Here is a 9,929-nt window from a genome sequence, read left to right as displayed (position 1 = left end):
CGATTTGAAGGCTTAGTGGGTCTAAATCAAGAATCGGCAACAAAGTATACAAACAAAGGCCCTTACTATTTGCAAAGAGGACCCTCTGGGAGCGTGTCATTGACCCGATTGCTACGTCAAACAACTTGGAAAGAGCGTGCTATTCCGCTTCGTTGTTTTCCTTGCACTCGAATCAATGACAACGCTCTGAATCCAGCATCTTGAAGTCACTTGGGTATATGTTAAATATAGAGATCATTATGAAGTTAATTCCCTATAATAGGTTTCAAATCGATACGTTCTTGTCTGCACCTGAAGTTTTAAAGCGAATACAAGAAAACACATCAGAACGAGCTTTTTTCAAGCCTAGTTCCTCTTCAGCATTTTGTGGAAAGGTAGACGAAACGGGCTTCGATCTTGTGGGAAACATTCGTTACAGAAATTCATTTTTACCTGTCATGAAGGGGAAGGTAGAGGCGAATAAAGATGGTACTCGGGTGAGCGTCTCCATGCGGTTAAATTTGTTTGTGATGTGTTTTATGTTGTTCTGGCTTGCCGTTACCGGAGGTGCCGGTATTTACATTCTTCTGAGTGTTGATACTTTTAGCTTACCTTTGCTCATACCACTCGGGATGTTTTTGTTTGGAATCGCGTTGACTTGTGGTGGTTTTTGGTTTGAAGCACTAAGACAAGAACGTAAGCTGAGACAGATTATTTCTACCTGGCAATAGAGGTTTGAAGCGTATCTCGTAGCTAGGCTTGATTGAATGGACTATCAAGCCTAGATGTCTCTTATTCTCGGGTTTTCCCGGTGCTATTTTTCAGGGCTTTAGCGAGAAGCTTATTCGACTTCGACTACGAAAACTTTTCCAAATTTTTTGAGTTGTTCGAGTTCCCAAGGTGGCTGTTTAACAAAAACGTTTTTCACTCCAAGTTTCGAATAATCGTTTGGGTTATAGGTCCAACCGGAGTAATCCGAATCGGAAAAACTATCGTAGCGGGGAGATTGACCAAGGGTTGTTATTTCTTGTTTTACTTTGATTTTTTTGAAGAACGAATCTTCTTTTTCCTTAGTTTTGCCAATATACGTTTGCATTTCATATAAGACTTTTTGAATTTCTTCTTCCCTTTGTCTTTTGGGTAAGTCCTTAAATGAAGCCTCAATATCTGAGGTATCAAACTCCTGACTGCTTAAGCCTCCGTGAAAACCGATAATTGCTTTGTTTGATATATATTTGTTTTTGCCTGCGGTAAATACATAGTTTGCACAAGAGGAAAGGCAATAGTCGTTGACTTCAATATCTATTTTATTTGCAAAAACCCATTCACCTAAGGCCATTCCCAGCTCCACATCACCGCCGTCACTTGAGATCACAAGAGTGGTTGGTTTTACTGCCGCATCAGCATAGATTTCCACAACAGCGTCGTTTGCTTCGGAGGTTAATGTACCGGTGTAGTGAATCGAGTCACCCACAAGTGTAACGTTGGTTGTTTCTGCGCTGTAAACGGGCGCTCCCGGCAGCAATAGAAAAGGGAGAACCATTTTTGTTAACTTAACACACATAAATTTACCTGATTAATGAACCGCATTAATAGACATGTTTATCTGCGTCTGGTTCCTTATGTGTAGGGCTTTTATAAAAATGCTAGCTGTCGAGTTAACAACAAACTTTAGATCATGCTATGTGTGCCACAGCCTTGTGTTAATGCAAATCGATAGTCCGTCGTTGGCGTAAACACCATTGCTAAATCAACCGGAAGAAAGACGACATCTGCTGCTAAAGAGAGCGGGATGTCGATGAAAGTCAAAGGGTAAAAGACATAGTCGACCACCGAGTCGTTTCTAAAAGCGCAAGGTTGGGACGCGACTGCCAGTGTTGTTCCTGAAAACGGCGCTCCATACCCTCCCACAAGGTGAGTATCCAAAGAAGAACAACCCATCATTGAAGTGGTAAGCGTAAGAAGTAATGCAGTTCTTAGTTTCTTAAAGTTATTGTTTTTCATTTTCATTTTCATTTAAATATTTTATAAACATAAACGTTGAAATTGAATCTATAGCCCAAAAGAATGAATTGCGAGTAGATATTCTTTTTTGTGTTCAATAATATGCGCTACGCAACAAGGTTTAGAGTGTTTAGGTGCATAGTGGCGTTTAAGAGAGAGGGAAATGAAAGGTTTCGCTCTTAGATTGTCATCGTTCTCCACAGACCCCCCTAGAAATGTGTAATGTGGCAATTTAATCAACGATTGACGTCGCGATACCACTTACGTTCCAACTTAATTTAGGAATAACTATGTTTACTGATTTTTTCATACAGAGAAATAGAAAAGCGGGAGAAAAACATGTTCCTAACTCGTTCCCTAAACATAAGTTAGTCCTCAACTTAGTAGTCGGCGTCTTTCTGGTGGTGTATGGCGCTTATGGCATCTATTCCGGCGAGTTATATGTGTTTTTAGGAAGGCGTACAGAGGTAACGCTACACGGTGATGCCATATACATCGCTTTTGCTGCCTTTATACTTGGCTGTATTTACTGTTTGGTAGAAATCATCGACCATTTCGATAAGCGAGATAACGAAGAAATCTACATACGCATTAGGGCAGGTTGCCAAGCATTTGGACTGTTGATTTTTGGTTTTGCATTGATACAAAACAGCGTTATGGCAGGCGCTTAGGCAACATTACTCGTTGTAGCAGGATGCTTTTCTATCGGTATTAAATACATAGCAAAGTATTGCGGCGTTATGCAGTAATTAAAAAGGGGATTAGATTGGATAAAGCAGTAAGAGTAGGTGTCGCGGCAGTGATTGTGCGCGAAGGACGAGTGCTACTTGGTGAACGTATTGGCTCACACGGGGCTCATACTTGGGCTACACCCGGAGGACACCTTGAATGGGGTGAATCTATTGAAGATTGTGCTAAGCGCGAAACACTCGAAGAAACCGGCTTAGTTGTTGGGTCTTTTAAGAAGTTGAGCTTCACGAATGATGTTTTCGAGAAAGAGGGTAAGCACTATGTCACTTTGTTTGTTGCTGCTTCATGTGAGGTTGGAGAGCCTCAGGTCGCTGAACCGGAGAAGTGTAAGCAATGGAAATGGTTTGACTTAGACAAGCTTCCGGAGCCTCTGTTTTTGCCTTTAGAGAATTTGCTAAAAGCACAAACCGAACTAGATGTGCTTTTCCAAGCTAGCGCTGAATAGAGAGCCGTAGCGTTGCCCCTTTGGTAAAAGCTGGTTTAGTTTTGAGCTCTAGACCAGCTTTGATACTAATCCCTAAGTAACCTCAAAGTGCAGGGATATAATGACTAGTGGTTAATTTTATCGCGCTATATCCACTCTTGTTCTTCAGCCGATACGGTAATATCACTTTTCAGCTCACCAGTATGCGCCGTTGTTGATGGCTCAATCATCATGAAGTGAGTGTCTGGCTCGGCGACAGGGCAGTGCTCGACACCTTTCGGTACAACAAACATTTCACCCGGCTTTAGTACCACTTCTTGCTCTGGTAATTTCAGCGTCAGTTCACCCTTAAAGACGATAAACAGTTCATCTTCGTTGTCATGTTTATGCCAAACTAATTCGCCAGAGTCTTTTGCGATTTTAACTAGCTGACCGTTCGACTCAGCTAATATTTTGGGTGTCCACTGCTCTGAAAAAAGCCCAAATTTCTCATTAATGTTGATCTTCTTCATTGATGATAACTCCTTGAATTTTTGGGATTGAAACGCTTTTTATCTCCTTCGACGTTATGTCGCTACTGACCGTATGTAAAGAGAAACATTGTTCACACGTAATAGATGACCGTTAAGGTTGATATTTGAAGCGATACAGGGTGTAAGGCGCCTTTGCATTACCGAGACCTTGACTGAATGCTGGGTGCTGATGAAGCTGGTCTTGGGTGACATAAATGTAATCGCCGCTGACTGCCATACTGTCCGGCCAAGATAGCTTTTTGTCTTGAATAAGTGTCTGATATTTCCCTTTGGTGACCAAACCAACACCACTATGTTCGAGATCGGTCGCTAAAATGCCACCCCCTGGCGCATACGCAATGCCATCGCTGGGTCTTTTTGGTCCATATACTTCGATTTTATTCTGCAGCTTACTATCTGTGTTTTTTGCATTTTCTAGGGCTGAAGTCGGAACTCGATAGATTTTTGTGCCAGTAAATGCGCCAAAGTAGAGCCATTCGTTATTGTCATCAATAGCGATTGGGTTTAACCCAAAACGTAAGTGGTTCGTGGCACCTTGTTCTGTTTTCGATGCCAATAGAGAAGCTTCGATGACTATATCTCTGTCTTCTGGCATAAGTTGGGGCGCATTTTCTAATACACGTGTCGACTGACCCGTTTTTAAATCTACCACGACAATAGCGGGGTTCGTTGCACCAATGAAGTTGCCAAAGGTCATGTCAGCGATGTAGATCTTCGCGTGCTTTTCATCGATGGCAAAATCTTGCAGGAACGAGTTGTCTCTTAGTGCAGATGAGTTAATTGTAATTTGGTTGCTCAACTTATTTTTAGACGTGTCCCACGAGACCAATTGTGCTGGTGAGGTTTCGCTGCCCATATCGAGCATCCAGACCGTACCTTTGCTGTCGGAGTGAACGCCAATAACCGCACTTAAGCCTACATCGCCGACCTCTGGTCCGTCTGACCAATCCATGGTTGGGAAGGGTCTTTTAGTACCATTCGCCATCACTTCGACGACTCGATATTTGGGATTGTCCAAAGGGTGCATGCTTACGATCAAGCGACCTTCGGGTGTTACGGTGACACCTGCGCCGCGGTAATCGTTAAATTGTGTCACGGCTTCTAGAGAACCGATTTCCGCAGCGTAAGTTAAATGGGGTGCCACCGCTGAAATTGCGGCAGCAGCAGTGAAGAGGCTGGTAGTTAAAAGATGCTTTTTCATTTTATTTCCATTTTGAAATGAACAGTTTGATGTATGGATTTTGGCGACTCGAATGAGATGTTGAGCGTCTCATTCAGTGCGTATTGAAATCCTAGCCTCGGAATAGTCCATTAAAAACAGTTCTTTATTTGATTTATTTTCTAATAATTTTTGATAATCCGTGAGTGCAAAGCTCAAAGCTCAAAGCTCAAAGCTCAAAGCTCAAAGCTCAAAGCTCAAAGCTCCAACGTGACTATTTTATTGAATCTAATTAGCAAGAGATAAGTTGTGGTGATGAAGTGATGTAAAGCGTCTGATTTTGTGAATAATTATTATCTTTTGAAGAGAGATATTGTAGTGAATAGTGGTTGTTAATAAAAAGTTTCACAGCAAACAAGCAGGCACAACAATGTTCATTAATAACAATACTAAAATTACACTTCTTATCAGTACCAGTATCATCGGCTATGCCGTTACTCAACCTGCGTTCGCCGCGAACGTGCCAGACGGAGTAAAGCTGGCTAAAAAGCAGGAGTTTGTTCGAGGTAATGGCACCGAAGTCGCGACCATTGATCCACAAAAGTCCGAGGGCGTTCCAGAATCTAATGTGATTCGCGATTTACTGGAAGGCTTAGTAACGCAAGATGCCGATGGTAAAACCATCCCTGGCGTCGCGGAGTCTTGGGAAACAACGGACAATCGCACCTTCGTTTTTCATTTACGACACAACGCAGAATGGTCTAATGGTGACCCGGTTACGGCGCAAGATTTTGTTTATAGCTTCCGTCGAGTCGTAGACCCAAAAACTGCGTCACCTTACGCTTGGTATCTTTCTTCGACCAAAATGAAAAACGCGCAAGACATCATAGAAGGCAAGAAAGACATCAGTCAGTTAGGTGTCCAAGCGCTTGATGACTATACCCTTAAGGTCGAGCTCGATGCTGAAGTACCATACTTTGTTAAGATGCTCGCTCATACCACCATGATGCCAGTCCATAAAGCAACGGTAGAGAAGTGGGGAGATAAGTGGACCAAGCCAGAACACTTTGTGGGGAATGGTGCATATGTGCCAGACCGATGGGTGGTCAACGAGCGTCTCGTGCTTAAGCGAAATCCAAAGTATTGGGATGATGTACACACCGTCATTAACAAAGTGACTTATCTGCCTATTGAAGATCAGGTGTCAGAAATGAACCGCTTCTTGTCAGGTGAGATTCAAATGACTAACGAAGTGCCAAACGAACACTTCCGTCGACTTCAAAAAGAGTACCCTGAGGACTTGTCGATAAAAGGCAATCTATGTAGCTACTACTATCAGTTCAATACTCAACGTGCACCGTTTGATGATGTTCGAGTACGTAAAGCGCTGTCTTATGCGATTGACCGAGACATTATTACCAAAGCCATCCTCGGGCAGGGACAAAAGCCTGCGTACTTCCTGACGCCAGAAATCACGGCCGGATTTTCCCCTCAGTTGCCTGAATACGGCAAACTCACTCAAAAGCAGCGTAATGAAAAAGCAAAAGCACTGCTTAAAGAGGCGGGCTATGACAAACAACATCCTCTAGATATTAATCTGCTGTACAACACATCAGAAAACCACAAGAAACTCGCCGTTGCCATTTCATCAATGTGGAAGAAAACATTGGGCGTGACAGTTCACTTAGAAAACCAAGAGTGGAAATCTTATTTAGCCAGTCGTGATGAAGGGAACTTTGATGTTACGCGCGCCGCGTGGTGTGGGGATTACAACGAAGCATCAACCTTCCTGACTTTGATGATCGGCTCTAACGTCAATGGTGGAGTTCACTATAAGAGCAAAGCGTACGATGACATCATAGAAAAAGCGTTGAACTCGACCTCAGAAGAAGAGCGAACCAAGCTTTACTACGCGGCAGAAACTCAGATGGCGAAAGACATGCCATTAGCGCCTATCTATCAGTACGTGACGACTCGTTTGGTTTCTCCACTTCTCGGTGGTTATCCGAAAGGCAACGCTGAGGATAAGATCTACACCAAAGATCTGTACATCAAAGCGAAATAAGCTTATTGCTAGATAAGAGTTTGAGTTTCGTGAGATTTGCGAAACTCAAACTCTCTTTTTTGGACGGGGGAAATCGACAAGGGTGGCTAAGCTGAGAAAGCCAGCTTAAGCGCGAACTCGACGAAGCATACTATCTAGAGATAACGCCCCTTGATTGTGCAGGAACAAGAATGGGTACAATGCCATTGCCCAGAAGAAAGGAAATTCCCATCCGCCGCCCGGCAGTGCCCACGTATATCCTGTGAAGAAGTGACCCGAGAAGAGTTCTGCCGCAATTAAGTACGCAATTGCCCACAAAACGCCGATGCGTGTAAACAATCCCCAGCCAATCAATAGCGCCACGGAAATTTCCGTTATACCACCTACGTAGATCATTAAGTCAGTGAACCAAGGACCGACCGTATCAAAGCCAGCAACCTGCCCAAAGTAACCTCGCATGCCATTGTGTATCTGGGTTCCTGCAAACAACTTTTCCGTTCCGTGGGTTAAGAAGTTCAATCCGAGAAATAGGCGTATACAGGTAAGGGCAAATTCGTTTGGGCTCTCTTTGTATATCTCTTTCGCAATGCCGATGAACTGAACAAGCAACGGGATCAACGATAAGGCGGTTAACCACCCAACCAATGAAATGTCATTTTGATCACCGATACGAATGATGACTATGGTTGGAGCAATGGTCATCAAAAATGACAGTCTGTTGCGATTTCTCAGAGCGAAAACAAGGATAGGTGTCAATACGCCAAAGCATAGAAGGGATGTGGTTAGCCACACATCATTGTAGGTATTGAGTTTAAACACGATCGCTGCCAGTGACGCTAAAGACGTTATTTGTAACCCGACCCACGTGTTGTTTTTATTGTTCATTGATAGTTTCTCCATCTCGTGACCAGTAAGAGCAGTCATCCTGTCCTCATCAGGTTTATGAATTTGTAGTGAGTGTCTGAACAATAAAATACGCCTTATTAACTCTCTGATAATTAGGGAATAAGTGAAATCATTCTTTGGCTGAGATGAACAATACACAGACAAAGCGAGTGACAGCTGCAAGACAGCGAGTAATTAAGGTGGAAGAGAGGAGAGGCAGAACGTGAAGCCGATGTTAATAAGTATCCTTCAATTCAACACGTTGTCGACTATTGATAAAAAATGACTTTTATTACTTAATTTCGGTAAACAGGGAATCAATGACAATGCTCTGAACCCTGCATCTTGAAGTCACTTGAGCATATGTCATTCATATATTCAATTAGATTCTGTGCTTAACTATATTTATGTCTTATGTGTCAATGGGGTAAATATATTTCCCTGCAATTAATGTTTGAACCTGATCGCATAACTGTCTGATATCTATTATCTTGTGAGATCAAACTGTGCTTTTATGAATCAATTGGAGAAGATATAACGAATTGTCTTCTCGTGTCTTTATTTCCTCATGAAAAGACTAAGCAAAAAAGATGTAAAGTGTCTCTTTTTGCTGTTTTTCTGCGGCTTAATCGTAATATAAAACGAGAACAGTTTATGAAGCGTCAGTATATTCTTGTTGGTTTGTCAGTAATATTGTCAGGCTGTGCATCACAACAATTGATGGTTCCAACCGCGAGTAAAGTCATCATTATTGGTGATACTTTGGTTTATGATGGTGTCATTTCTGGCGGTGATGTTTTAAAAGCAATTCGGTTAGTAAAATCTAGCGATAAGAAGATTAAAAAGCTCAGAATTACCAGTCCTGGAGGCGAGATTGATACCGGTATCGAGTTTGGGTACTTTGTAAAAGAAAATAATCTTGATGTGGAAGTCAGCCGTCTATGTTTTTCAGCATGCGCAAACTATGTCTTAACGGCTGCCAATAGTATTACCATTAAAAAGGACGCCTTGATAGGGTGGCACGGTGGTGCGTTACAATCTGATGAACTGTGGAAACAAACCATTCCAAACGGTTATTGGAATCAATATGAAGGTTACCTCAACCATCTGAGGGTCAAAGAAAAGGCGTACTTTAATTACATCAATGTCGACCCATATATCACGGTTTATGGTCAGATAAGAGACAGAAGTTGCCAAAAAAACAAGCTCACAGAAGGTTGGTACTACTCACTTAACGACCTTAAACAAATGGGAGTGAAAAACGTTGATCTACAAGGCGGAAAGCTAATGAACAGTGTGGAGTACGAAAACTCAGACATCACGTCTTGTTTGATGCCGGACGTTTACATTAACAAAAATGGCTCCTAGCTCTAGCTCCTAGCCGTTAGTCCTTTCGATACCACGTCTCTTAAATCAATATTCATCTAAACATCATCAAGATGAAGGCTTGCCACGGTAAGCCTTCATTTTTGTTGTTGCTAGGATAACGACTAGCCTTCGTATCAGTTAGAAATATAGTGCTTTTTGTATAATCGCTTTGAAGTGCCAGAGAACTTTATGTGCTCTGTTTTTCTTGTTGCATAATCAAGAATAATATTGGGATGCACACTTACGTGAAAATATTCGGGAATATTGATCGCTCGATAATAAATGTCATCCCGATATTTATTTTCTTCTATCAAACCACAATCGATTAGCTTGTTGAGCATGCTAAATGCAGAGAATATATCGATCCTCGTAAGTAATGATATTTCTTTTGCTGTTTTTCCTTGCTCGGGGAAATCAAGCATCCGACACATAATAAGGTCTTGCAGCATTCTTGTTGCAATCGCATTAAGCTCTTCTTTACTTAGTTTTTCCATGGCTATCAGGCACCTTTTGATGAAAAGTTGAACTTGATGTTTTTATGGAAACATATTGTTACATTTGTGTCAATAAGCCATTCTCTATGTTTTATTTACCATAGATATAACACTGATTGGATTTTGCTTTATTTATTTTTATTGAACTAAATTTCACTTGTTATTATTTGAATCTTAGTTTTTGCATATCGACAAACTCATTGTTGATATTATTGTTTTTAGTGGTCTTTTTTGAAATCAACATTTGAATATGCTTTGTTTTTAATGAGTGTTCTATACCCAAGTAACC

General features: G+C 41.7%; 11 protein-coding genes. 5 read left to right on the top strand and 6 right to left on the bottom strand.

All coding sequences use genetic code 11. The features are described from left to right. Positions 1–239: 239 nt before the first annotated feature. A complete protein-coding gene (locus VHA02S_RS23850; RefSeq protein WP_038897556.1) occupies positions 240–710 on the top strand; it encodes a hypothetical protein in 471 nt (156 codons plus the stop codon). 110 nt (positions 711–820) lie between these two features. Here the strand turns inward: VHA02S_RS23850 and VHA02S_RS23845 are convergent, their stop codons facing one another. Continuing rightward, the gene (locus VHA02S_RS23845) at positions 821–1,543 is read right to left on the bottom strand and encodes a peptidase (RefSeq protein ID WP_017818050.1); all 723 of its coding nucleotides are present in this window, start codon (positions 1,541–1,543) and stop codon (positions 821–823) included. Positions 1,544–1,650: 107 nt separating this feature from the next. Further along, positions 1,651–1,983: a YceK/YidQ family lipoprotein gene (locus tag VHA02S_RS23840; RefSeq protein WP_005445462.1), complete on the bottom strand. Its 333-nt coding sequence runs from the start codon at positions 1,981–1,983 to the stop codon at positions 1,651–1,653. A gap of 290 nt (positions 1,984–2,273) precedes the next feature. Here VHA02S_RS23840 and VHA02S_RS23835 point away from each other — a divergent pair, with 290 nt between their 5' ends. Together VHA02S_RS23835 and VHA02S_RS23830 are read left to right on the top strand one after the other, a co-directional pair. Next, positions 2,274–2,654, top strand: coding sequence for a hypothetical protein (locus VHA02S_RS23835; RefSeq protein WP_038897555.1), 381 nt, complete (start codon positions 2,274–2,276; stop codon positions 2,652–2,654). 95 nt (positions 2,655–2,749) lie between these two features. Then, on the top strand, positions 2,750–3,178 hold the full coding sequence (locus VHA02S_RS23830; protein WP_005445461.1) for a nucleotide triphosphate diphosphatase NUDT15: 429 nt from the start codon (positions 2,750–2,752) through the stop codon (positions 3,176–3,178). A gap of 125 nt (positions 3,179–3,303) precedes the next feature. Here VHA02S_RS23830 and VHA02S_RS23825 read toward each other — a convergent pair whose 3' ends face one another. Together VHA02S_RS23825 and VHA02S_RS23820 are read right to left on the bottom strand one after the other, a co-directional pair. Further along, a complete protein-coding gene (locus tag VHA02S_RS23825; protein ID WP_038897554.1) occupies positions 3,304–3,669 on the bottom strand; it encodes a cupin domain-containing protein in 366 nt (121 codons plus the stop codon). Between the two features lie 112 nt (positions 3,670–3,781). After that, positions 3,782–4,891 carry an L-dopachrome tautomerase-related protein gene (locus VHA02S_RS23820; protein WP_038897553.1) on the bottom strand — a complete coding sequence of 370 codons (1,110 nt, stop codon included), beginning with the start codon at positions 4,889–4,891 and terminating at the stop codon, positions 3,782–3,784. A gap of 388 nt (positions 4,892–5,279) precedes the next feature. Here VHA02S_RS23820 and VHA02S_RS23815 point away from each other — a divergent pair, with 388 nt between their 5' ends. Further along, positions 5,280–6,914 (top strand): ABC transporter substrate-binding protein, encoded by a 1,635-nt coding sequence (locus tag VHA02S_RS23815; protein ID WP_009697438.1) that lies wholly within the window; start codon positions 5,280–5,282, stop codon positions 6,912–6,914. Between the two features lie 105 nt (positions 6,915–7,019). On the opposite strand, the gene VHA02S_RS23810 is transcribed toward VHA02S_RS23815, so the two are convergent. Further along, the gene (locus tag VHA02S_RS23810; protein WP_038897552.1) at positions 7,020–7,817 is read right to left on the bottom strand and encodes a DoxX family protein; all 798 of its coding nucleotides are present in this window, start codon (positions 7,815–7,817) and stop codon (positions 7,020–7,022) included. A 615-nt stretch (positions 7,818–8,432) separates the two neighbouring features. Here VHA02S_RS23810 and VHA02S_RS23805 point away from each other — a divergent pair. Continuing rightward, positions 8,433–9,146 (top strand): hypothetical protein, encoded by a 714-nt coding sequence (locus tag VHA02S_RS23805; protein WP_038897551.1) that lies wholly within the window; start codon positions 8,433–8,435, stop codon positions 9,144–9,146. Positions 9,147–9,280: 134 nt separating this feature from the next. On the opposite strand, the gene VHA02S_RS23800 is transcribed toward VHA02S_RS23805, so the two are convergent. Then, positions 9,281–9,640 carry a hypothetical protein gene (locus VHA02S_RS23800; protein WP_005445454.1) on the bottom strand — a complete coding sequence of 120 codons (360 nt, stop codon included), beginning with the start codon at positions 9,638–9,640 and terminating at the stop codon, positions 9,281–9,283. Positions 9,641–9,929: the final 289 nt, after the last annotated feature.

It is taken from the genome of Vibrio harveyi NBRC 15634 = ATCC 14126 = KCTC 12724 (assembly GCF_001591145.1).
Classification (GTDB): Bacteria; Pseudomonadota; Gammaproteobacteria; order Enterobacterales; family Vibrionaceae; genus Vibrio; species Vibrio harveyi.
This window is presented reverse-complemented; position numbering and strand designations above follow the sequence as displayed.

What these genes read in the sequence shown, in the direction of transcription:
- VHA02S_RS23850 (WP_038897556.1), top strand. Translation starts at nt 240, where the DNA reads ATGAAGTTAATTCCCTATAATAGGTTTCAAATCGATACGTTCTTGTCT.
- VHA02S_RS23810 (WP_038897552.1), bottom strand. Translation starts at nt 7,817, where the DNA reads ATGACTGCTCTTACTGGTCACGAGATGGAGAAACTATCAATGAACAAT.
- VHA02S_RS23815 (WP_009697438.1), top strand. Translation starts at nt 5,280, where the DNA reads ATGTTCATTAATAACAATACTAAAATTACACTTCTTATCAGTACCAGT.
- VHA02S_RS23845 (WP_017818050.1), bottom strand. Translation starts at nt 1,543, where the DNA reads ATGTGTGTTAAGTTAACAAAAATGGTTCTCCCTTTTCTATTGCTGCCG.
- VHA02S_RS23825 (WP_038897554.1), bottom strand. Translation starts at nt 3,669, where the DNA reads ATGAAGAAGATCAACATTAATGAGAAATTTGGGCTTTTTTCAGAGCAG.
- VHA02S_RS23840 (WP_005445462.1), bottom strand. Translation starts at nt 1,983, where the DNA reads ATGAAAAACAATAACTTTAAGAAACTAAGAACTGCATTACTTCTTACG.
- VHA02S_RS23820 (WP_038897553.1), bottom strand. Translation starts at nt 4,891, where the DNA reads ATGAAAAAGCATCTTTTAACTACCAGCCTCTTCACTGCTGCTGCCGCA.
- VHA02S_RS23805 (WP_038897551.1), top strand. Translation starts at nt 8,433, where the DNA reads ATGAAGCGTCAGTATATTCTTGTTGGTTTGTCAGTAATATTGTCAGGC.
- VHA02S_RS23800 (WP_005445454.1), bottom strand. Translation starts at nt 9,640, where the DNA reads ATGGAAAAACTAAGTAAAGAAGAGCTTAATGCGATTGCAACAAGAATG.
- VHA02S_RS23835 (WP_038897555.1), top strand. Translation starts at nt 2,274, where the DNA reads ATGTTTACTGATTTTTTCATACAGAGAAATAGAAAAGCGGGAGAAAAA.